The sequence below is a fragment of the Runella rosea genome (assembly GCF_003325355.1).
GTDB lineage: Bacteria > Bacteroidota > Bacteroidia > Cytophagales > Spirosomataceae > Runella > Runella rosea.
Window position 1 is genome coordinate 1,236,627 of record NZ_CP030850.1, and the last position, 23,131, is coordinate 1,259,757.

The 23,131-nt window shown below is 44.5% G+C and carries 16 protein-coding genes and 1 pseudogene; 8 read left to right on the forward strand and 9 right to left on the reverse strand.

Annotated elements, in window-relative coordinates:
* Nucleotides 1–7: 7 nt before the first annotated feature.
* Nucleotides 8–205 (reverse strand): hypothetical protein, encoded by a 198-nt coding sequence (locus DR864_RS05335; protein WP_162793564.1) that lies wholly within the window; start codon nucleotides 203–205, stop codon nucleotides 8–10.
* Between the two features lie 481 nt (nucleotides 206–686).
* Between DR864_RS05335 and DR864_RS05340 the strand changes: the two genes are divergently transcribed.
* Nucleotides 687–3,215: a DUF5686 and carboxypeptidase-like regulatory domain-containing protein gene (locus tag DR864_RS05340; RefSeq protein ID WP_229599524.1), complete on the forward strand. Its 2,529-nt coding sequence runs from the start codon at nucleotides 687–689 to the stop codon at nucleotides 3,213–3,215.
* On the opposite strand, the pseudogene DR864_RS05345 reads toward DR864_RS05340, so the two are convergent.
* A pseudogene (locus DR864_RS05345) lies at nucleotides 3,212–3,853 on the reverse strand (aldo/keto reductase); the annotation flags it as partial. The gene DR864_RS05340 and the pseudogene DR864_RS05345 sit on opposite strands and share 4 nt — an antisense overlap.
* A gap of 12 nt (nucleotides 3,854–3,865) precedes the next feature.
* Nucleotides 3,866–4,144, reverse strand: coding sequence for a hypothetical protein (locus DR864_RS30155; protein ID WP_229599525.1), 279 nt, complete (start codon nucleotides 4,142–4,144; stop codon nucleotides 3,866–3,868).
* A 184-nt stretch (nucleotides 4,145–4,328) separates the two neighbouring features.
* Here DR864_RS30155 and DR864_RS05350 point away from each other — a divergent pair, with 184 nt between their 5' ends.
* Genes DR864_RS05350 through DR864_RS05360 form a run of 3 tightly spaced genes read left to right on the forward strand, consistent with a single transcriptional unit; the run spans nucleotide 4,329 to nucleotide 7,013 of the window.
* Nucleotides 4,329–5,153: a nuclear transport factor 2 family protein gene (locus DR864_RS05350; protein ID WP_114065987.1), complete on the forward strand. Its 825-nt coding sequence runs from the start codon at nucleotides 4,329–4,331 to the stop codon at nucleotides 5,151–5,153.
* A gap of 32 nt (nucleotides 5,154–5,185) precedes the next feature.
* A complete protein-coding gene (locus DR864_RS05355; protein WP_114065988.1) occupies nucleotides 5,186–6,235 on the forward strand; it encodes a sensor histidine kinase in 1,050 nt (349 codons plus the stop codon).
* A 1-nt stretch (nucleotide 6,236) separates the two neighbouring features.
* Nucleotides 6,237–7,013, forward strand: coding sequence for a LytR/AlgR family response regulator transcription factor (locus tag DR864_RS05360; protein WP_114065989.1), 777 nt, complete (start codon nucleotides 6,237–6,239; stop codon nucleotides 7,011–7,013).
* 220 nt (nucleotides 7,014–7,233) lie between these two features.
* On the opposite strand, the gene DR864_RS05365 is transcribed toward DR864_RS05360, so the two are convergent.
* The 5 genes from DR864_RS05365 to DR864_RS05385 all read right to left on the reverse strand — a co-directional run bounded on the left by DR864_RS05365 (nucleotide 7,234) and on the right by DR864_RS05385 (nucleotide 14,904).
* A complete protein-coding gene (locus DR864_RS05365) occupies nucleotides 7,234–7,704 on the reverse strand; it encodes a hypothetical protein (RefSeq protein WP_114070159.1) in 471 nt (156 codons plus the stop codon).
* Between the two features lie 71 nt (nucleotides 7,705–7,775).
* Entirely contained in the window at nucleotides 7,776–8,870 is a 1,095-nt protein-coding gene (locus tag DR864_RS05370) for an AEC family transporter (protein ID WP_114065990.1), read from the reverse strand.
* 75 nt (nucleotides 8,871–8,945) lie between these two features.
* On the reverse strand, nucleotides 8,946–10,127 hold the full coding sequence (locus DR864_RS05375) for a pyridoxal phosphate-dependent aminotransferase (protein WP_114065991.1): 1,182 nt from the start codon (nucleotides 10,125–10,127) through the stop codon (nucleotides 8,946–8,948).
* A gap of 56 nt (nucleotides 10,128–10,183) precedes the next feature.
* Nucleotides 10,184–11,644: a SusD/RagB family nutrient-binding outer membrane lipoprotein gene (locus tag DR864_RS05380; protein ID WP_114065992.1), complete on the reverse strand. Its 1,461-nt coding sequence runs from the start codon at nucleotides 11,642–11,644 to the stop codon at nucleotides 10,184–10,186.
* A gap of 71 nt (nucleotides 11,645–11,715) precedes the next feature.
* Nucleotides 11,716–14,904: a SusC/RagA family TonB-linked outer membrane protein gene (locus tag DR864_RS05385; RefSeq protein ID WP_205319205.1), complete on the reverse strand. Its 3,189-nt coding sequence runs from the start codon at nucleotides 14,902–14,904 to the stop codon at nucleotides 11,716–11,718.
* Nucleotides 14,905–14,940: 36 nt separating this feature from the next.
* Here DR864_RS05385 and DR864_RS30345 point away from each other — a divergent pair, with 36 nt between their 5' ends.
* From DR864_RS30345 to DR864_RS05400, 4 genes are all read left to right on the forward strand, one after another.
* Nucleotides 14,941–15,063 (forward strand): hypothetical protein, encoded by a 123-nt coding sequence (locus DR864_RS30345; protein ID WP_262510935.1) that lies wholly within the window; start codon nucleotides 14,941–14,943, stop codon nucleotides 15,061–15,063.
* Between the two features lie 684 nt (nucleotides 15,064–15,747).
* On the forward strand, nucleotides 15,748–16,929 hold the full coding sequence (locus tag DR864_RS05390) for a pyridoxal phosphate-dependent aminotransferase (RefSeq protein ID WP_114065993.1): 1,182 nt from the start codon (nucleotides 15,748–15,750) through the stop codon (nucleotides 16,927–16,929).
* Between the two features lie 10 nt (nucleotides 16,930–16,939).
* On the forward strand, nucleotides 16,940–17,869 hold the full coding sequence (locus DR864_RS05395) for a hypothetical protein (protein ID WP_114065994.1): 930 nt from the start codon (nucleotides 16,940–16,942) through the stop codon (nucleotides 17,867–17,869).
* 215 nt (nucleotides 17,870–18,084) lie between these two features.
* Nucleotides 18,085–20,877, forward strand: a complete 2,793-nt coding sequence (locus tag DR864_RS05400) for a PQQ-dependent sugar dehydrogenase (protein WP_114065995.1) — start codon at nucleotides 18,085–18,087, stop codon at nucleotides 20,875–20,877.
* A gap of 74 nt (nucleotides 20,878–20,951) precedes the next feature.
* Here DR864_RS05400 and DR864_RS05405 read toward each other — a convergent pair whose 3' ends face one another.
* A complete protein-coding gene (locus DR864_RS05405; RefSeq protein ID WP_114065996.1) occupies nucleotides 20,952–23,063 on the reverse strand; it encodes a peptidylprolyl isomerase in 2,112 nt (703 codons plus the stop codon).
* Nucleotides 23,064–23,131: the final 68 nt, after the last annotated feature.

Sequence of the window (23,131 nt, forward strand, 5' to 3'; positions counted from 1 at the left end):
GCTCTGCTTATGATAACTTCCATTTAATCATTACCTCCCCCTTGGTGGCTTTCTTAGGATTGTAGCGTATGGTAAGGGTATCTGGATACCAATCATTGCTGTAAGGCATATCTTCCGCTTTAACAGGAATTATTATTTTTCTATTATACACATAATGGACCAATTCTAATTCCGCCTCTGAGTTCAAGTTTGATGTGATAGTCAAACGAACACGGTTAGGATTTCTTGATTGCATTTTCAAATAAAAAACCTGAGGTCGAGCTACATTGGAAATGTGAATGCACTGCCGACAATCGGTTGCATCTCCGCAATTTTGGAGGAAACCAAATATTAAAACTATCAGTCCTAATCGCCTATTCATCATTCTGAGTCAATTACTTTTTATTTCTTTGACCAATGGATTTAACAAAGTAACTGACATAAATAATAAATAACTTGAAGACCTTACTGATTGTCAACTATTTCAGCATAAATTAATTTATCAAAAGTCAATGTATATATTCCTCTCCTGAGTGCGTTCAGGGAGAGGATTTTTTGTGTAAAAACTTTAAATATTGCAACATAATGGCCTCATAATTGCGTATTATCAATAAAAAAGTCAAAAATAATTGTCATAGCGGCTAAACTTTTTTATTTTCATCAAGCGTTTGTCATCATAGGCAGACCATGAACCAAATCCCCCACCTGTGATTAGACGATTACGCTTCTTTCCTATACATTGTACGTTAGTCTGTTTCGTACTTTTCTGGTCACTTAAAGGCGTCAGTCAGACAACTTACACCATTTCGGGCCGCATCACTGATGCCCAAACAGGTGACCCAATACCCTTTGCAGGGGTAGCAATCAAAGGCAAAACTGCGGGGGTTACCACCAATTTTGAAGGGTTTTATACGCTAAAAACCACCCAAATAGGCGATTCATTGATGGTTTCGTCGATGAGTTATCGACCCAAAACCAAAGCCATTCGCAAAGATTCGATTTCACAAGTTATCAATTTCCAGCTCGAATCTTCCGAAATCAAACTTCAGGAAGTAAAGGTTTATGCTGGCGAAAACCCCGCGTATAACATTCTGCGGAAAGTAATAAAACAAAAGCCCGCGCACAATCCCAACCGCCTGACTGCCTACGAATACGAAAGCTACAACAAGATTGAAGTAGACGTAGATAACCTTTCGCAGCGTTTTAAAAAGCGCAAAGCCATTCGAAAGATTACGGAAGCGGTGGATAAATTTGAAAAGATAGCGGGCGAAGATGGTCGGCCCGTGATTCCGATTTATCTGTCCGAATCCATTTCCAATTATTACTTCAGGGAAATCCCGCGCAAAAAGAAAGAGCAAATTCTTAAAACCAAGATTTCGGGCATCGCCGTCACCGACGGGAGCCTGATTTCTCAGCTCATTGGGTCGTCGTTTCAGCAGTATAATTTTTACCAAAACTGGCTGAGTGTGGTCGAAAAAGATTTTCACTCCCCGATTGCTGACGGCTGGAAAAGTACCTATGAATACTATTTAATCGATACTACTTTTGTGGGAGGGTATTGGTGTTATCAGATTGATTATGAACCCAAACGTGCCCAAGACCTTGCTTTCAACGGCACCATTTGGATTGACACACTCTCGCACGCACTCGTACAGGTGGACGCCAGCGTGGGCAAACGCGCCAACATCAATTTCATTGAACGCATCAAAATCCAGCAAGAATACGAACAAATTGGCGACAGCACTTGGATGCCCATCAAATCTCGGATGCTGATTGACGTAGCCGAATTGACTGATTCTACGGCGGGAATGTTGGTAAAATTTTATACCTCCAATCGGAACGTGACGGTCAACAAACCCCGTCCTCCCAAGTTTTACGACTATCCGCTGGAACTTTCGGAAGACTACAAAGAATATCCTGAAGACTACTGGGACAAAGTTCGTCATGAACCGCTCACGGCTGGCGAAAAAACGGCTTATCAACTCATTGACTCCGTTAAGCAGGTTCCGGTGGTACGAACCTACGTGGAAGTCCTCAATATGGCCGTCAATGGATATAAACGGATTCCGAAAGTCAACATTGACGTCGGGCCTTTTTTGTATTTATATTCTAACAATGTGGTGGAAGGAAACCGTATCCGCATCGGTGGTAAAACCAACCCCGATTTCAGCCGTAAATGGATATTGAGCGGACACGCGGCCTACGGCACTTTGGACCAAAAATGGAAGTATAATTTTAGCGTTGATTACATCTTTAGCCGCAAACCCTGGACCATCGGCGGCATCAGTCACAGTTATGATTTAGAGCGCATCGGGCTCTCGTCGGAGGCCATCGGCAACAACGCCCTTTTTGGCGCCATGACCCGCTGGGGTTCGTACCGTCGCGGGTATTTTGAAGGGGTCAGTTCGGCCTACGTCAAACGCGAACTTTTCAGAGGGTTGACCCAAACCGTGGGGTTGCGTCATCGCTCGTTTGAGCCCATGTACGCCTTTGCCTACCGAACCACCCCTGGCATGGGCGACCGTTCACCCACCCAAAGCAATTACCAAAACTCGGAGTTGTTTTTTGAAACCCGTTGGGGCAAAGATGAGGTGTTTATTTACAACGAAAACGAACGACTCACCCTCGGCACCCAGCGGTGGCCACTGGTGGTTTTTCGCTATCAAATGGGGCTGCGTAACCTCATGAACAGTGATTTTAGTTACCACCGATTATCCCTAAATGTAAAACAAAGTTTTCGGGTGGGTATATGGGGACGTTCCAATTACAATGTTACCTTGGGATATATTCCTTCTACGCTCCCCTACCCTATGCTCTATACGCCGCTGGGCAATGAATCCCTTTTTTACGTCGAAAATGCCTTCAACCTCATGAATTACTTTGAATTTGTCAGCGATAAGTACGTCCAACTGCGGTATGAGCATAATTTTGAAGGGTTGCTTTTCAACCGAATTCCTGCCATCAAACGCTTAAAATGGCGATTTTTAGCCAATGCCAAGGTGCTTTACGGAAGCGTAAGGCCCGCCAATATGAATCTCCTAGCTCCCACAGATGCTCAGGGACGGCCCGTGCTGGGTTTTAGTACGTTGGGGAAAGAACCCTACGTTGAAGTTGGCTATGCCATCGACAATATTTTTAAAGTATTGCGGGTCGACGCCATTCACCGCCTGACCTACCGCCAAAATCCGGGCATTACACCCTTTGCCGTTAAGTTTTCATTCTGGTTCAATATTTAAATTGCGCTTAAATACTCAATCATCTTTAAACGCAATTTTTCGTCAGGCAATCGACCGAAACCCGCCCCCATATTATCCACGACGTGCTTCGGATTAGAAGTACCCGGAATAACGCAATTGACGGCCTCGTTGGCTACAATATACTTCAAAAAATACTGCCCCCAACTCTGAATATCATTTTCAGCCGCCCACTCGGGAAGTTTCTTCCCTTTGACTACGTTGAACAAAGAACCCGATTCAAATGGCTCATTGATAATCACCGCCACTCCTTTTTCTCGGGCCGCATTCAGTAATCTTTTCTCCGCATTTCGCTCCCGAATAGAATAATTAAACTGCACAAAGTCAATCTTCTCCGACTTCAAAACTCGCTCCAGTGTTTCGTGGGCAGAAGCAGTGTAGTGCGTGATACCGATGTACCGAATTTTGCCTTCCTCTTTCCACTTGTACAAAGTCTGCAAATGTGTTTTATAATCAACCAAATTGTGAACCTGCATCAAATCAAGGGTTTTTCGACGCATTTTGGCCATTGAGTCATTCATTTCCTGAATCCCAGCCTCTTTTCCAGTTGTCCACACTTTAGTGGCATAAAAGAGATTGGGGTTGATGGAAGGCGGCGCGGCCAGTTCTCCAATGACCGTCTCAGCACGTCCCTACATCGGCGAGGAGTCAATCAACCTGCCCCCTTTTTCAATCATCAGGGTTAGGACTTCGGTGAGTTGGCGGCGTTCTTCTTCCGACAATCCAACGTCAAATTGTTGCCAAGTACCCAACCCCACGATGGGCAAAAGTTCCCCCGACGATGGTATTTTTCGTTTAATCATGTTTTGTTCTTTGCTTAAAAACGGAAAAGAAGGCAACAACCACATTCCTGCGCTAAAAACACCCATGGTGTTGAGCGCGGCACGTCTTGATTTGTCTACAGAATCCATCGTATTGCGTTTATGAATGATTGTTCTGCACTTTTATCGCTCTAAATTCGCACTTTACCACGACTATTTCAAGCCCTTAGCCTTCTCTGTCACTTCGGAATAAAAAAACAACAGTTCAGGGAGATGTACATTTTTTGTATCAAGCATATTTAAGAATTTTGGATAGATAACACAATTACACCTCATGAAACCACTACGCTACTTAACGCTTACCTTCCTGTTGATGGGACTGGTTTTCGTCACCGCCTGCGCCCAAAAACCTATTCAAAAACTCATTGATACTGAGAAACAATTTGCGGCGTACACGTCAACGCATTCAATCAAAGAAGGTTTCCTCATGTTTCTTGACAGCACAGGCGTGGTGTTTAACCAAGGAAAAGTGCTCAACGGGATGGACTTCTACCAAAAAGCCCCGGCCAAATCTCCAGTCTTGTTTTGGGAGCCTTCGTTTTCGGTCATCAGCACCTCTGGCGATTTGGGAGTCAATACGGGGCCGTATACCGTCAGGGCAACGCCCAAAGATTCGGTCATTGCACGCGGAAATTTTTCCTCGATTTGGAAGAAGAATAACGCTGGCGAATTTAAACTTTTGATAGATTTGGGGAATTCATATACCGAAACGCACGCGCCAGTTTCGACGGTAAACGAAATAATCCTTCAAAAATCCTTTTCTAATGCTAGCTACAACGAAATAATGGTTCTGGAAGAATCTATCAATCAAGCGATTACGTCCCAAGGATGGCGTAGTCTTTCACCCTACATACATCCTTCTGCGCATTTCAATTTGCCCGCAAAAAGCCCTGTTATTACGCAAAAACAAGTGTTGGAAGAACTATCAAAATTGTCGAACCAAGCCACGTTAAAGGCATTAAACGGCGGAATCTCAAAGGCAGGCGATTTTGCTTACGTGTACGGAAGTGTAACCCATTCTTCTAAAACGACCAGTTATTTGCGGGTATGGATAAAGGATAAAAATGACTGGAAATTGATTCTATTAACCCTAGATTAAATCACATTTCTCGCGTAGGAACAACTTTTTCAATGACAAAACTTAACGATAAATGGCTCAGAATCATTGGTGTACCCATCATTACGCTGGTGGCATTGGTGATTTATCACGAAGGAAACGCTTTTCACCGAATTGACCTTCATTCAGAAATCATTCATTCAGTCTTTGCCATCATCGTACTTTGGGAATTAAATCGATTGGTCATTATCAAGTCCAGAAATAAGTATCCTGGCATCAAACTTACTCGTACTCGAATTGCCTTTTTGTTGTTTTGGACGTTCATCATTACCATCGGCATTCGCTTTACATTCTCTTTGTTTTACAGTGCCACCAAGTTTTGGGGCTATCATTTTACCCCACAACGGTATATTTTCAACATTATTTTTGGACTGGTAATGCTATTACCGATTTTAGCCATTTATGAGGCTATTTATCTATACAAACAATGGTGGAAAACCTATTATGAAGCGGAGCGCCTCAAAAAAGAGAACCTGCAAACGCAGTTGGATTCGCTTAAATCCCAAATACAGCCACATTTTTTGTTTAATAACCTGAGTACCTTGTCATCGTTGGTGGCCGAAGACCCAAAAAAAGCGGAGCGGTTTATTGAAGAATTGTCGTCGGTATACCGGTATTTATTGCAAAACAACGACCAACCACTCACCACACTCGAAAACGAGCTAAAATTCATTGATGCCTATTTTCATTTGCTCCAAACGCGTTTTGGCAATGGCCTCCGATTAATAAAAGACATACCTGCCGCCAAGTTGTCCTATTTGATTCCGCCGCTTACGTTACAATTACTGGTCGAAAATGCCGTAAAACACAATGCAATTTTGAGCCATCAACCCCTAAAAATCACCATTTACGCCGACGATTCCAATGACTTATTTGTGGTCAACAACTTACAGGTCAAGTCCAAAAGTCTGCCTTCTGATAAAACGGGGTTAGCCAATATTTCATCCAAGTATAGCCTACTCGGCCAGCCCCACGTGGTTGTTCGTCAAACGGAACATATTTTTCAGGTAAAAGTCCCACTCATCAACCCTTTAAACCCCTCTGTGTCGTACGGAGGCTCATAACATGAATATTTTAATTGTAGAAGACGAAGAATTAACCGCCAGAAAATTGCAGCGGCTGGTGCTGGAAGTTGAGCCTACCGCCGTTATTTTGGCCATTCTGACCAGCATCGAAGACACAATAGCTTGGCTTCAGGGACATTCCGCGCCCGATTTAATCCTGCTGGATATTGAATTAGCCGACGGGCAAAGTTTTGAAATTTTTAATCACGTAACCGTCCAAAGTCCAGTTATTTTTACCACTGCATACGACGAATTTGCCCTTAAAGCCTTCAAGGTCAACAGCATAGACTACCTACTCAAACCCATCAAGGCCGAAGAACTGACCCGCGCATTAAACAAACTGAGCTATCTAAAAGAAACTTTTTTGAAGGAGCCGAGCGAAATTCAGCGCTCCATCAAAAAACTGCTTTCTAACATGACTCCCACGCCAGCACCCGTGTATCGGGAGCGGTTTTTGATCAAACAGGGTCAGAAAATGTTCTCCCTCACCACCAAAGAAATCGCTTATTTCTACACCCGAAACAAAATGAGCTTTGCCAAATCGTTTGATGGGCGCGACTATCTGGTGGATTATACGTTGGATGAAATTTTTGGGGAACTGAATCCCCGTCATTTTTTTCGGTTAAATCGCCAAATCATCGCTTCTGCCAATGCCATTGAAAAAGTACATTTATACTTCAACAGCAAACTTAAAATCCAATTGACGCCTGCTTTTGACGAAGAAGCGATCGTGGGCCGGGAAAAAGCCAGCGACTTTAAAACTTGGCTCGGCGAATAGTGAAAAAAAACACAGCCGAAGCGAATGCCTCGGCTGTGTCGACTCAATCATTGATTATTCAAACCCACCAATAATATATACTCTAAAATGAGTTTGGTATCAGGAATTAAGTTTAAGATCGAATAGTTTGTTGATATTGACCACTTTACTCTCTCCAATCCAGCGACACCATTTACTCAGATTATTCTAATTTAAGCGCTGCACCACGGCAGTCTGATAGTTAATTAACTGCCTGCAAACGAGCCAGTTTTGAGAAAGATTGCTCTTTGTACTTGCCCGTAAGCGTAAGCGAAACAATCGAACCTGCCTTAGGAGCGGCGACGCCAAACTCAGCCCAGGTTTTGGTCACCATGGCCCGGCCTTTGGCATCGGTTGTCAAGTCAGCGATTTTAACCCCAGCACGTGTCGTAAGCGACAACGCTAGGCCAGTTACCGGAATAGAATCTATTCCTTTTTTATAGTCAAGAATATTGGTTTTATCTAATTCAAGGATTCGAACACTAACGGTAGCCGTTCCCGTTGCTTTTGAGGTAACGGTCGGCTCGGTGGTAAAACCGCCGCCATCTCCGATGGCATTATCAAACACCAACAGAACGGGTGCAACCACGCGGTCTACAAATGGATCATCCACTTTACAAGAGGCAGTGGCTAAGGCCACGGCAACAAAAAGGAATATTTTTGCAGTCTTCATAATTTCATTAGGTTTTAGTGTTGGTTGATTAAGTGCAAAAGCAACAATGGTAAATTGAGCCAATTAGATTTTTAGGCTTTTGAAAACTTCATAATGGATTTTCCAATCAGGTTGGGAACGACGCCGATACCCATAAAAAGGAGTCCTGTGATAATAAGTGTAGGTAAATCGGCAAAAAATGTACCTGCTGATAAAATCCCGAGAATCAGTAATGTTGAAAATGGCAATGAAAAAGCTAGAACCAATACGGCCAGTTCGGCATCAAACGTGCGACGTTCTTTGGGCAAGCCAGAAGCTTCTTCGCGTAGATTGAACGCTGAAATGTGAGCAAAGGGCCAAAAGCTGGCTGAACTCAGCGGAATAGCCACCGCCAACAGCACCATTGTGGGTTCTTTTATGCCCAGTACGGCAATCACTGCAGCACTGAATAGCATGGTGATACCTGCTCTAAAGATCAGCATCGAGCTAATCAATCTTTTCTTCTTTTGTTTCAACTGAACCGCCAATCCAATGAATATCAATACCAATGGTGTCATCATAGCACTGGTTTTGTCAAACATATCTGCAATAATGACGGGCAATGATTTAAAACTCACGCCGAAACTCAACAAAATAAGGGCCGAAGCAATGATGATGTTGATGGGTTCTTTGGCCAAATTGACCAAAAGAGCCTTGATTTTGTCGCCGATATTAGTCTCTTCTGTTTTAGCATTTTTGAGAAACATATTTAAAGCAATCACGTACAAAAATATCAAGACAAAGAACTTGTTTCCAACATCGCCCAACGCCGCCATTGCCACACTTTCTTCACCCAAAAACTCTGCGATAAAGGGAAAGCAAGACAAACCCGGAGCCAACGAAGGAAGCAACATAATGAGCGTACGTCCAGTGGAGCTGTTTTTTTCTACGCCAAAGAATGCCAAGGCAACAGGCGTAATAAAATACATAAAAAAGTTAAAGACCAATGTTAATGCGGGAACGATAATCAGCTTAGAATCAACGTTTACCTTCATTAACGCAATAAAAATGGTGGAAGGAAGGGCTACCGAAAGCACCATTTCCTTGATTCCGTCGGTTTGTTGTTTGTTTTTGAATTTGGAACGCAAAATCAAACCCAAAACAATCAATAACAATAAAGTAAATGCTTTTTGTAGAGCGTCACTCATAATTTCAGGAGGTAGTGAGGAGTCAGTAGTGAGGAGTCAGTAGTGGATTACTGACTCCTGCCTACTCGCTCCTAATTAACTAATAGCTTCTAATGCGCTGACGAACTGCTTAATTTCGTCCATTGTACCCATACTGACGCGGCACCAGGGTTTTCCCTGAATCTCATAACCGCGCACCATGATTCCTTTGGCCATCATTTTTTGGAGCATTTCTTTGCCAGGCATATTGATGGGAAAAATCACGAAGTTGGTGTAAGAAGTAACGTACTTATACCCCATACGGTCGAGGTTTTTGCAGAGGTACGTTTTTACTTCGTGGTTGAGCTTGCGGGTAGTATCCTGAAACTCATTGTCGTCCATACTGGCTACGGCGGCAGCAATGGAGGTTTGGGTAATACCCATCCCGCCGCGTGTGATTTTCTGGATATTATCAAGTGTTGAAGGCAGTGCTGCGATGTATCCAACGCGCAAACCTGCCATACCCATGATTTTTGAGAAAGTACGGGCAATGATGACGTTTTTCTTCTGGCTAAGCAAAGATACCATGCTTTGGGTATCAGCACCAACGGCTAGTTCAAGATAAGCTTCGTCCACAAAAATGGGTACTCTGTCGGCCACGCGTGAACAGAAATCCAACAATTCTTTGCCCGATGTGATACTTCCCATTGGGTTGTTAGGATTACAGATGTAGACAAGTTTGGTATCTTTGTCGATGGCCGCTTCCATGGCTTTCAGGTCATGCGACCAGTCGCCTTTGCAAGGAACTGCTTTCCATGAGGCACCCGTAGCTTCAGCTACTTTCACCAATGACATATAAGTTGGGTCGGCCGAAACGACGTTTCCACCTTTAGCAAACAATACAAGGGCTACTTTCTCCAACAAATCGGATGAACCAGGGCCCATCATGATATGGTCAGGAGTTACGCCTTCTTTCTTCGCGATTTTGCCTACGAGGTTTTCCAGCTCTTTCCATGAATAACGGCTTCCCGTGGCCACTGATTCTGATACGGCTTTGCGAGCGCTCATTGGCGGGCCATAAGGGTTTTCGTTGGCATTGATACGAATCATGGTTGGAGGAGTCTTTGGAGGATTTTCCAAGAATGTCTCCCGCAATAAAGGACTGTGAAAAATGTTACCATTTGCATCTACACGTGAAGGAACATTGGCAAAAGCACCGATAGCGGGCATTGCAGCAATCCCTCCGAGGGTCATAAAACCTGATTTTAAAAGACTGCGGCGGTCAATTTTCTGGCTCATTGGTTTGAATGTTTGTTTGTATTTGTTAAAGATTAAATGTCAATGTGAAATTACGATTATTTCTCTGCCCACCAAAGCTTCGTTTTCATGTTATCGGCACCTCCATTGAGGGCGATTCCTTTGTCTAAACTTGCCTTATTGAGCGAATATTCACTTCCCGGATACGGTAAGCGGGTTGGTAATACGCCATCATTTTCAAATACGGCGCGTGGATCTTTGGCAGGCAATACAGGAAAACCCGTACGACGGTACTCCGTCCATGCCTCGATGCCAACACCGTAAAGCGCTAACCATTTCTGATCCAACACTTTCTCGCGGGTTACTTCACCAACCGTCGCAAAATACGTTGCAGGTACAGTGAGTCCAAATTGCTCGAAAGAAGCGGTAATCCCTGCCTCGAAATAACCTTTGGCGGTACCTGTAGTGATGTCACCGTCAAGTACTGCTTCGGCCAAAATAAGGTTCACTTCCGAAGCCGTCATGAGTACGCTTGGGGCATCAATGCGGGTAAAGGCTGTGCCAACTCCTGAGCTTGTAGCTAAATAGGTGGTAGCAATGGCATCGGGTAATCCGTTTGAGTGCCCTACGTATTTGCCGCCTACGGGTGTTGCATAAACCGTAATACGGGTATCGTTTAGGCTGTTCATTTTATCGGCCAAGGTGCTGCTAATGTTCCAGTCGGTACGGCTTTCTTGAATCAACACTTGGTGCCATTCGTTGTTGCTTGGCAAAACTGAAGTGCTGCGCAAAACGGTATTGTCGGCATTGGCCGTGATGATGGGGTATTTCACGGGGTCGCTCAAAATCTCCCGCATGATAGCCCGCGACTCTGCAGGCTTTTTGGCAGCCTGACGGTTGGCCAAACGTAATCTCAGTGAGTTAGCAAAACGCTTCCAACGCATGATGTTTCCGTTGTGAACAATGTCGCCAAGGATAGCAGGTCCAGCGGGGTTCAGTTTTTCGTTGGCAATTTTTAAGTCATTCAACAGCCCTTCATACACTTTTTCCTGTGAGTCGTAGGCAGGAGAATAGTTAGGTTCAGCCGATGTTCCTTTCAAAGCATCATTGTAAGGAATCGCGCCCCACATATCGGTCATGACCGAAAACAACCACGAACGCATCACAAGCGCCACCCCTTCATAGTTAGCGTTAGGGGCTGTTCCTTCTGGCCCTGACTCTGTGATGATACGCTGAAAATTTACCAAGCCATCATTGAAAAAGCCCTGCCAGTTGTTATTCTGCATCGCGGGCGAAATACCATAGTTATCTCCTTCATTTGAATAAATATTGCGCGACAAATACTGCATCCAGAGCATGGCTCCGTCGAGGTTAAGACGCTCAAAACGGGTTCTTCCTCCCCAATAACGATCAATGGAGCGCTCAAGGGCATAAGGCAGCAGGTACTGGGCGCTGATTTTGGTGGGGTTGTTGGGGTCCACGTTCATCTCGTCGAACTCACTCGTACATGAGGTTGCCGTAAGAATCAATGCCAAAGAAAGTAGTATGTATTTTTTCATAGTATAAGTCTTTTTGATTAAACCTTGATAACCATTAAGGCAAGGCTCGTAAGGCCCTGCCTTAACGTATGCTAGAATCCAAAAGTCAAGTTAAATCCTAAACTCCGTGAGTTGGGCAACTCGCCATAAGCAAATCCCTGACGGTTTCCACCAAAACGGTCTACTTCTGGATCGATGTGGGTGTGGTTGCTAAACAAAATCGCCAAGTTGCGACCTACCACCGAGAATTTCACGGTACGAATCATGTATTTTTTCAACAATGCTTCAGGAATACTGTATCCTAGCGTCATTTCGCGCAGTTTTACGTAGCTTCCGTCATAAATAACAGCTTCGTGATAGCGGCGTGGGTTGTTATAACCATATAATTGGTTGGCAGCCACGATGATGTCGTTTGGCGCATAAACAGCTGAACCATCAGCGTTTGTGCTTACCACCTTCACCCCTTTTCCGATGATACCCTCTTCACGACCCACGGCCGTTTCTTCGTACTGACCTGTCCAGCGGGCGGTTCCAGTACCTTCATCAAAGAAGTCTCCGCCCATCCGTACATCGATCAAAGCCGAGAGTGAAACGCCTTTGTACGTAAAGGTGTTGCTCAAACCACCCGTCCATTTAGGCTGAATATTGCCCAAAATACGTGGTGTAGTGGATACAACCGGTAAGCCGTTGCTGTAGATAATCTGGCCATCGGGGCTGCGTTCAAACCCAATACCAAATAGGGTACCATAAGCCTCTCCTACGCGTGCCTCGGAGTTAAGACCGCGTTGTTGGTGCAAAATCAGGGTGGTTAATCCGTCGGCCAAGGCAATTACTTTGTTTCGGTTACGGGCATAATTGACCGCCACATCCCAAGTAAAGCCGTTAGCTGCTTTGAAAGGAGTACCACTCAATACAATTTCCAATCCTTTGTTTTCAATTTCTCCCGCGTTGAGAATACGATTGTTGTATCCACTTGCTTTTGAAATTTCTACACCGAGGATTTGGTTGCGTGAAGTTTGGTTATAGTAAGTAAGGTCTAAGCCAACTTTGCCGCGCAAAAAGCGTAAATCCATGCCAAACTCAATACCTGTCGTAATTTCAGGCTTCAAGCCCGAGTTAGGAATCGTGACGTTTTCGAAATACTGCGGCGTAGATCCGTTCCACGCACCACCTGAACGGTACACCTGATTCAACTGGTAAGGACGGGCGTCGTTTCCAACTTGCGCCCAGCTAGCACGTACTTTACCGAAAGTCAGGATAGAACTCTGAATATTGAGCAAATCGGTAAACACTGCACTCACTGAAGCCGAAGGATAGAAATAAGAACGAGCATCGGCTGGCAACGTACTTGACCAGTCATTACGAGCCGTCAAGTCTAGGAATAATGCGTTGCGCCAACCCACCTGAAAAGTTCCAAAAAGTGACTGCATTTCGGTTTTTTCAATCCGACTTTCTACCGTATTAAGGCTTGGTACAGAGTTTGAGAGGTTGTATAGACCGTCAACAACTAATTCACCTACCCGAGTAAAGTTACGCTTATAGTAATTTTGACGAAGAATTCCTCCGAATTGTGAAGTAATTGAAATGTCTTTTGCAACTGTTTTATTGAACGTCAAGATAGCGTCTGAGTTGGTTTCCTGTGCCCGCAATACTTCTTCTGAATATTGGCCTGGCGTACGGTTTCCGTTACGGACACGCTCAAAGTTAATAATATTGATACGCGTATCTGACCAGAAATCCGTTCCTGAACGAGCCATCAGGCTCAAAAAGGGCGCAATTTTATAGTTCAACGCAATGTTACCAACCAAACGGTCCTTCACGTTTCCAAGCGGCAACTTATCGTTTATGTAGAAAGGATTCGTAAAGAATGTATGCTGCCAGTTTGGCGGATCACTATCTGGCAAACGCCCAGGAAGTGCCCGTTGAATGTGCGTAGCGGTATAATCTTCGTAGTTTTTGTGCTGCTCCCACGATACGTGGCGGTGCGACCAAATAAACTGCTGGCCTTCCTGATAGCCACGGTTTTTAGAACCCGATTTGATGTATTCGGCCGAAAGTGTTACGTTAAGTTTAGGGGTAAAGTTATAGCCTGTATTGAGTTTGAAGTTATTGCGGTAAAAATCGTTGCTGCGCATAATCCCCTCTTGGCCCATACGACCAATTGAAAGGCGGAAATTACCTTTATCGTTTCCGCCCGAAAGCGCTACGTTATTGGTACGCGTCTGACCTGTTTCCCAGTATTCTTCCCAGTTGTTGGGTTGAGGCGTAAGTGGTGCCACTTGAGTACCCGACCACCAATGACGAACCAACCGGCCGTCTAAAGGTGCGCCCCAGCTTTCGTCCGTACCATCCGTACCAAACAAAGGAGCTGTAGGACCGTATGCAGCGCGGTACTGAGGGATTGCATCGCCCGTGATGGCACCCGACCAACCATCTGAGTACCAAGTGCGGTAGCCATTACCACCACCGTACATATCCTGAAAATCAGGCTTTACCAAAGGACGTTCGAAGGTAATATTAGAGTTTACTTCCACGCCAATTCCTTTAGTACCAGCGCCATTTTTGGTCGTAATCAAAATAACCCCGTTGGCCGCCCGTGAGCCGTATAGCGCGGCAGCATTGGGCCCTTTCAATACGCTGATATCTTTAATGTTGTCAGGACTCACTTCCGACAGACCACCCCCGAATTGCTTTTCGCCACTGGTCATTGAGTTGGATGTACTTTGGTCGATAGGTACCCCGTCAATAACAACCAAGGGTTGGTTATTTCCCGATACCGAAGACGCGCCCCGAATCTGTACCGTTGAACCGCTACCCGGCCCACCGTTACTCTGAACACGTACACCAGCTACCCGACCAGCAAGGTTGTTCACAATGTTGTTGGAGCGTGCCTCCACAAGTTGCGAACCTTTTACTTCCTGTACCGTGTAGCCTAAAGCTTTCTTTTCTTTTTCAATACCAAAAGCCGTAACTACCACTTCCTGAAGTGCTTTGACATCAGGCAACATTTCGATTGTTATGGTAGAGCGAGCGCCCACGGGTACTTCTTGTATTCCATAACCGATAAAACTGAATACCAATACAGCGTTGTCGTCAGGAACCGCTATCTTAAACGTACCTGTTCCATCAGTTGCAACACCCGTCCGTGAACCTTTGAGAAGAACGTTTACCCCTGGTAAAACACCTTCATCTTTGGAAGTTACTGTACCTGTGACCATCCGCTGGGCATATCCTGCCCAGCTTATTGCCAACAGAGCAGAAAATAGTAGAAGTCTTTTCATCTGGTAATAGTTTTGGTTGATTAGTGTTAGTAATAATTGCACTTCACGCTACGCACCGACCGTACCGAATTTGCCGGTACAGGCCGCATAAGCACCCACAATCGTTACAGTCGGGCAAGCGTGGCCAAGCAAGAGGACATTCCCTCCTTTATCGTTTAAGAAATCAATAACGGCAGGTTGATGTGCAGTTACGTTCTTTTTAATTATGACAGTTTTTTTAAATGTGTTTAGGTTAAGATTTGGCAGCAGCTTTTGAGGGCAGACACCGTTTCGAGCTAAGAGTTATTCTTCTTTAGAGTTCTTTATCTCGAATTAATATTCCTCTACAAGTGCGGCTAAAGAAGAATATTAATAAGTAGTAAATTGTACTTTTTTTGTAAATATGATTCGAAAGTATGTCGTTGATTACAAATTACCAAACGTATACTCCATATTTTTTTGTTTTTCTTCAATTTTATAAGAAAATAACAATTATTTCTTAGATTATACAAAATATTATTTTACTTTTTGACCAAAACACCCTACTTAATTAAATTACTTATAAAAATTACTTACTTTTATTTTTTAACGCAAAATGTTTAATTTTTGATTAATTCATTTTATTTAGTTCTATTTTTATGTATTTTTGTTCATAATATTGATTTTTACTATATTTTTTGTTTGTTTACATATCATAAAAATGTTGTTAAAAATTATCTTTTTCTAATTTTTAACGATTATCAATAAGTTAAACTAAGTTGCAACAATTACACTTTATCTTTATACCAAATTGCTCATCGTTGCCAAGCGAGAACAATCATTTTCCTCCCTGCAAACAAACCGTTCATCTTATCCATTACTCCTATGTCATCAAATCTCAACCGTCGTGATTGGCTCAAGTCAGGATTACTTGCTTCTGCTGGTTTAACCATTGGACAAACAAATCCCGTCAACGCCGCCCCTGCCCTTACCCAGGGAAGCTTTGATGTTTATGCAGAACGTGAACTAGAATTGGCGCACGAAGCGATGCTGGCAGCTGCTCCGCAAATCAAAGCCCGGCTTTCTTCCAACGAAAATCCATGGGGTCCGTCTACTGCGGCTATCAAGGCCATTTCCGACACCGCCCCCAAGTCTTTTCTATATGCGGGACCAGTTACGATGGAATTGCGTAAAGCAATTGCTGAAATGAACGGTGTTTCTCCCGACCAGGTATTGTTGGGTGCGGGTTCTTCCGAGCTCCTCATGGCAAGTCTGCTGATGGCAGGGGCGAAGGGAAAAGTAATGATGGCGGAAACCTGCTACATCTCAGGCCGCGATGCTCGTGAGGACGGCGCCACCATGCCCACAATAAAAGTCCCGTTGACCAAAGACTATCAATATGATTTGGACGCCATGGCTACGCGCTTAAGTGCGGATACAAGTTTGATTTATATCTGTAATCCAAACAATCCTACGGGAGTAATGCTGCCTTCGGCAAAGCTGAGCTCATTCTGTGACGCTGCTTCGCCAAAATCAACCGTATTGGTCGATGAAGCCTACATTGATTACGCGCCTACCCCCGCCACTGACAGCATGGTTGAGCATGTTCGCAAAGGTCAAAATGTATTAATCCTGAGAACACTTTCTAAACTCCACGGCTTTGCAGGGCTCCGAATCGGCTACGCGCTCGGTCAACCTTCTACCTTAAAAGAATTACGCAAGTATTGTTCGGGTGGCTTTACCGTTTCAACTACTTCAGCCGCGGCGGCGATTGCGAGCTTCAAAGACAAGGCATTTCAGGAAATGGTATTGAAAAATACCGCAGAGTCGAAAAAATTCCTTTATGATACGCTCAAGTCGATGGATTACACTTATTTACCTTCGTCGGCCAACTTTGTTTTGTTCCCCATCAAAGTGAAAGGGCAGGTATTGCTTCAAAAAATGATGGCTGAAGGCGTAAGTGTGCGCAGTTGGTTCTTTGACCAACAGGACTGGTGCCGCGTAAGTATTGGAACCATGGACGAAATGAAAGCATTTAAAGAGGCATTTGCCAAATCTGTCAGCTAATCCCTCTGCGATGAAATTCATTTTTATTTTATACCTAGCAGCTTGTACAAGTGTATTTGCCCAAAGCAACATGCGCGCCATTACGCTGGACGAGTACGCCAAAGTCAAAGCACTTCCCCTTAAAAGTGTGGAGAAACATACGTACATCCGCGAAAAAGGCTACGTTTTTGACCGCCCCGAAGGAGCCGACGGACTGTTTGAATTCAATTTGAATGATGGTATCGAACGAAAAATTTATTTGTATAAAATTTCGGAAGGAGCCGCCATGAACGGGATTGGGACACTAGCCGTATTTAGCGGGCAGGGCAAACAAATCAAATTGTACATTCCCAATCAACTTGCCCCCAAAGAGGTTTGGAATCAATACATGAGCGATTTAAAGGTTGGAAATACCATGGCAAATGGTTTTGCGGTTTGTGTAGCCTACATGTTGTCTCAACTTAAAACCGAAAGTGCCCCTGACTCCACTTCGACCGAAGAGAAAGACCCCAACGATTTTTGTTTTCCCGCAGAAACTTTCGTCAATTTAGCCGACGGAAGCGAAAAGCCTATTTCAACTATTTTAGAAGGAGAAATGCTATCGGGCATTTTTCAGGGAAAAGTAACCCGCATTGAGACCCACGTAGGTAGCTTTCAACTCACTCGGCTACTCATTAAACCGCACGGACAAGCATGGGTAAGCGCCAAAGTGCGCGATGGCCTGATTGCGCTAGAAGCAACCGCCACGCACCCGCTTCTGACCTTAACTGGACGAAAAAAAATCAGTCAACTCCGCGTCGGCGATTGGGTTTTTGTGAGGGATGCTGTGTCTGGTCGTTTTGTCACGGCCGAAATTAGCGTTATTCAACACGCAGTGCGTAACGTAACTCACGTCTACAATTTACGTACTGAAAGCGGGACGTATGAAACCGAAAGTATCATTGCACTCGACAAAAACTGATTACACTAAACCCTTCAATTATAAATGCAAGCCCCGCCCATGTGCGGGGTTTTTGTTTGCACTCCTAGAAGGCAATGACCTCTTCTTTTGTATTTAAATACTTTTTCGTTTAATTTTCGTAGGTTTGAGTATACATTATTTTTCTAATATTTAGCCGTTAGAAATTCCTATGAACCAATCTATCGGCTTATCTTCATTACCAATAACACTCTACCATGAGAATTGCTTTACTTCTTTGTTTTTTTGCATTTATTACCTCCGTCCATGGTCAACCCGCTGGTTTTCAAAGTCAACTAAAAGTGAAAGGAGCCAATGGCGACCTTGTAGGAATGGTAGGAGTGGTTTTTGATCAAGTGGGGCAAATGTACACTTGGGAAAAAAACGGAAAAGTTTGGGCCATCCGCTTTGATGCCAACGGAAACACTCAAAAATACTTACTACTTGACATTAACTATGAGGTACTGAGTAACAACGATTTAGGTCTAGTCTCCGTCGTTCTCCATCCTGATTTCCTCACCAACGGTTATATCTATTTAATGTATGCCGTAAACCGAACTTATTTATTAACGGGAATAAACGGAAATGATGGCTCCGACCAAACAGGTTCAATCGTACGCGTAACGCGCTACAAAGCCAATGTAAACGCTGCTCCTAGCTTTACGGCACTTGTCAACAACAGTCGTTTGGTGCTACTGGGCACCACCCCTTCCGATGGCATTCCCATCATTTGGAACAACCACGGAGGGGGTTGTATGGTATTTGGCGAGGACGGAACGCTGATGATTTCGACGGGCGACGGTGCCTACGCGGGAGTGTATGACCGAGGAAACGAGGGGAATTTCCAACAAGCCATTGATGCCGGGGTGATTACTCAAGCTCTCAATATTGGGGCTTATCGCTCTCAGGTTGACAACTCTCACAACGGAAAAATATTACGAATTGATCCCGAAACGGGCAATGGCGTTCCTTCCAACCCATTGTATGACCCAAGTACACCACGAGCCGCCATTTCGAGAATGTGGGCAAAAGGATTACGAAATCCTTTCCGAATGACATTGGTCCCCAATACTGGTAGTCACAACCCCGAAGACGGCGACCCTGGGGTGCTGGTCGTAGGAGACGTTGGTAATTTTTCGCGGGAAGAAATTAATACCGTAACGGCCCCAAATCAGAACTTTGGATGGCCGCGTTATGAAGGTTTAGAGCGGGAAAATACTCCATGGAATAGCCCACTCTACGCGCCTACCACGCACCGAAAACCCATTTTGGAGTACCGTTCGCTCGCAACCGATGCCAATGTATACCTTAATCAAATGACTAAAATTCAGATTGGCTCGGCGCAGTTTCCCTACAGCGGCCCTACTTTTTCGGGAGCATCTACCATGGGTGGTGTTTTCTACACTGGCACTAAATATCCGGCAGCTTACCAAAATGCATTGTTCATGGCCGATTTCGATGGGAAATGGATACGCGTATTAAAGCTAAATGCCAACCATGACCCCGTGAGTATCAGTCACTTTATGACCGCTTCCCAAAAAGTAGTTCATTTGGCCTATAACGAGGTGGACGAAAGTATCTATTATATCACCGGGGTATCTGAAAGCACCAACCCCTGCGACGAAGTCAGAAAGCTGCATTACAGCCTCTCAAACCTCCCGCCCGTAGCCAAGATTGAGACCGATGTCAACAGCGGTTTAGCACCTTTACCCGTTGCTTTTACTGCCTTAAAATCCTATGACCCCGAAGGGACTTCCCTCACCTACGAATGGCGCATCAACGACGCTCCCCCCTTCAGTACTGGTTTGGCTCCGCATTATTTATTTAATCCTCCAACCAACGGACGACAGAAATACAAAGTTAAATTGACCGTGAGAGATACAAATGGTACAGGACTAAGTAGCAGCGACTCTACTTACATCTATATTAACAGCACTCCGCCAGTCATCAATAGTAGTAGCCTTGATACCATTAGTGGGGTTTCTGCATCGGTAGACTACCCTCTATCCTTATCGGCAGTGGTTTCTGATGGGCAAAGCCCCGCTGATAGCCTTAAACTAAGTTGGACTGTGGCGTTGGTCCATAATGGACATGAGCACCGAAACCCTGTTCTTGTAGGAAATTCAATCAATACAGTACTCGACGGCACGCCCTGTGAAGTCGGAGATGCCACTTATTTCTACCGAGTTTATTTAACCGTTACCGACCCCGATGGTTTATCTACCAACTTTTATAAAAACATTCCCGTTAACTGTCCGGGAATGCCTCAAAGCATTAGCTTCACCACGATTCCCAATCAATCAATAACCCTTAACACAAGCGCCAATGTCTCGTTATCGGCTACGGCAAGCTCTGGCCTCACCCCTATCCATTTTTTTAGTAGTTCAGGACCCGCCTACGTTATCGGCAACATTTTGACACTCACGGGAGCACCTGGCCAAGTGACCGTCAGGGCTGTGCAGCACGGAGATGCCAATTACCGACCTGCCATACCTGTGGAGCAAACGTTTGATGTAAATCGAAGCATTACACCCTATGCTGTTCAATTTACTGGCATTGGTACAAAAGCGGCATCTTCACCTCCATTCATGCTTTCGGCAAGCAGCAGCCCTACCAACGAAACCATCGAGTACCTGCTTATTTCAGGCCCAGCAACCCTTTCTGGCAACACCATGACGCTCACTGGGCAGGGCGGAACAGTCAGGATAAGAGCCTTTTTTAAAGGAAGCTATGCAAAAAATGGGGCGTTTACTGACCAAACCTTCGAAGTAGTCTGCCCAACACAATACACCCTTAATAGTCCAATCGCCAACGGTCAAAGTGTATCCTTAGAAGCTTCCGAATCGATTACGGCCGTCAATACGATTGCATCAGGTGCCACAGTAGCCTACCAAGCAGGAAATTCTGTTTCTCTCAATGCGGGCTTCAAAGCCGAACAGGGAAGTACATTTCAAGTACAAATTGCGGGATGCACGCCCATCGCTCCTTCTGCTACCAATTCACAGAAATAAGCAATAGCTACTTATAAACACGAAAGCCTGTCAAGTGACTTGACAGGCTTTCATGTATGAATAAAAATGACCTACTAAAAGAATTTAGCGCGGTTATCAACCACCTTGGCATTTTCACGAACGGCTTCGTTTACTAAGAAACTTGCTTGGAAGCTTTTCGATTGCAAATTGGCTTTGTACATCGAGTAATCTCCAATAGCAGGCGCCGGAGTGCTAGAAACTTGCTCCATGATAAATACGCCGTTTTCGCCAGTAAATACTTTCGTTTTCTTGCCAGGCTTCAAACCAAAACCTTTTCCTAATGCGATTGGGTCAAGACCCGCACTGGTCAAAAACCCTGTAGCAAGCGAAATATCATTGGCGTTTTCAACCAACGCACCTGCACCGTATTTTTGAGCAATGGCTTCGAGCGTTGGAGCTTGAATACCACTCAGTTTCTTAGTGATTTGCTCCGCCTTGATTTGATTGCGTACTTTCAGGGTCAATTCGTCACGGAAATCATTAATCGTTGGATTGTCTTTGTCCGACTTTCCAGTCAACATGGCCACAACATATTGCTCGTCTGTTTCAAAAACGGGGGATGCCTGATTTTCGTTGGTATCTTCGTTGAACGCCCAACGTACAATCTCACGCGCATTTTGCATGGTGTTGATGTTGGTTGCCGACTCAGGAATACGGTTTGCAGTCTGTACAATCAATGACTTATCTTTCTTTACTGACTCGTCAAAGGCCGCTTTTGATTTTGACTCAATCGAGAATTGATCCGCTTTGGCATAAATGGCATCTCTCGTGGTTTGGCTAGGAGTCATCGTTTTACCAATAGCAGCGATTTTGTACAACACATTGGTTTTGGGTTCCGTTACCTTAATGATGTGGAATCCAAAATCGGTTTCAACCAATCGTCCAATCAAGCCCGTACCGCTCATGGCAAAAACTGCATCACTAAATGGTTTCACCATGGCTCCCTGACGGAAGTAACCAAGGTCACCACCGCGCTGGGCGGAGCTTTGGTCGGCGCTGTTAGCTGCCGCCAATTGTTCAAAATTAGCGCCACCCTGCAATTGTTTCAACAAATCATTGGCTTTGGTACGTGCCTCTGCTTTTGCCGAATCGCTCGTACCTTGGGTACGAATCAAAATGTGACTTGCTTTTACGGTATAGGCTGTATCCAATTTTGTACCGCCGTACTTATAGATAAAGTAAGTGTTCCCTTCGCGGTAAGGACCATTCACACTTCCTGGAATAAAGCTCTTAACAGCGCCTTTCAATTGATCGGTCATTTCAGAAAGCGACCAATATAATTTTGTAGGGACGTCAGAGTTAATGCGGGCGTAAGTTGAATCATTAGGTGCAGTAGCTAAACCACGCGCCAATTCCTTAATTCTATTGTATAACTCCGTACTGTCGTCTTTGGTAGGAACAATCGGAAACGTTACGTATTGAATGGTGCGTGAATCGAAACCTTTGTATTCGTCTTTGTGCTTAGCAAGATAATCTTCCAATTGCGTATCCGTCACTTTCACGGTTGTGTCAGTTACTGAATAAAACGGTACAAACAAATACTTCAGCGTAGCTTTGGTAGTTTGAGCTTGGTATTCTTTTTCAGCTTCGGCGCGCGTTACGTAAGTTCCTACGCGAAATAGGTTTTCGTATTTTTGACGTACACGATCTTGGGCTAGGCTTTTTTCAAAATTTTGCCACGCCTGTTGTTGCTCAGGAGGCAGATTTTTAAGGTTTTTCAAATAACTGATGACCGATGTTTTGTCAAAAACACCCGTTTGGGGATTGGTGAATGATTGTTGGATGGCGGGGCTTATGTTGTTTCCCTGAACCATATCTACCAGCTCATCATTGCTTACTTTTAATCCCAATTCATCATACTCTTTTTTGTACGCAAAATCAACTATGTATTGATTCCATACCTGTTCCCGCAGTGATTGTTGTTCGGCTTCAGAAGCTGCGCGACCGCTTTGTGCTTCAAAAGCCTGACGGGCTTGGTCTAATTTGAGTTGAAAATCTTTGTAGTCGATGGTTTCTCCTGCAATTTCACCTACTGCCTGACTGTTGCCCCCAAACATACTTTGGGCTCCTAAAATGTCACCTCCAACAATAAAGAGGATTAAACTAACGGCAATGATCAAAACGGCTACACCTGATCGTTCCCTGATTTTGTTGATTAACGCCATAGTTGCGTGCGCGTTATTTGAGTTAAAAGTTAATTGTTATAGTTAAGTTGTCATTTAGGAAATGAATG

Coding starts and splice junctions, on each gene's coding strand:
- DR864_RS05390 (WP_114065993.1), top strand. CDS start 15,748: ATGTCATCAAATCTCAACCGTCGTGATTGGCTCAAGTCAGGATTACTT.
- DR864_RS05405 (WP_114065996.1), bottom strand. CDS start 23,063: ATGGCGTTAATCAACAAAATCAGGGAACGATCAGGTGTAGCCGTTTTG.
- DR864_RS05400 (WP_114065995.1), top strand. CDS start 18,085: ATGAGAATTGCTTTACTTCTTTGTTTTTTTGCATTTATTACCTCCGTC.
- DR864_RS05375 (WP_114065991.1), bottom strand. CDS start 10,127: ATGAGCCAGAAAATTGACCGCCGCAGTCTTTTAAAATCAGGTTTTATG.
- DR864_RS05355 (WP_114065988.1), top strand. CDS start 5,186: ATGACAAAACTTAACGATAAATGGCTCAGAATCATTGGTGTACCCATC.
- DR864_RS05350 (WP_114065987.1), top strand. CDS start 4,329: ATGAAACCACTACGCTACTTAACGCTTACCTTCCTGTTGATGGGACTG.
- DR864_RS05395 (WP_114065994.1), top strand. CDS start 16,940: ATGAAATTCATTTTTATTTTATACCTAGCAGCTTGTACAAGTGTATTT.
- DR864_RS05380 (WP_114065992.1), bottom strand. CDS start 11,644: ATGAAAAAATACATACTACTTTCTTTGGCATTGATTCTTACGGCAACC.
- DR864_RS05365 (WP_114070159.1), bottom strand. CDS start 7,704: ATGAAGACTGCAAAAATATTCCTTTTTGTTGCCGTGGCCTTAGCCACT.
- DR864_RS05370 (WP_114065990.1), bottom strand. CDS start 8,870: ATGAGTGACGCTCTACAAAAAGCATTTACTTTATTGTTATTGATTGTT.
- DR864_RS30155 (WP_229599525.1), bottom strand. CDS start 4,144: ATGGATTCTGTAGACAAATCAAGACGTGCCGCGCTCAACACCATGGGT.
- DR864_RS05385 (WP_205319205.1), bottom strand. CDS start 14,904: ATGAAAAGACTTCTACTATTTTCTGCTCTGTTGGCAATAAGCTGGGCA.
- DR864_RS05360 (WP_114065989.1), top strand. CDS start 6,237: ATGAATATTTTAATTGTAGAAGACGAAGAATTAACCGCCAGAAAATTG.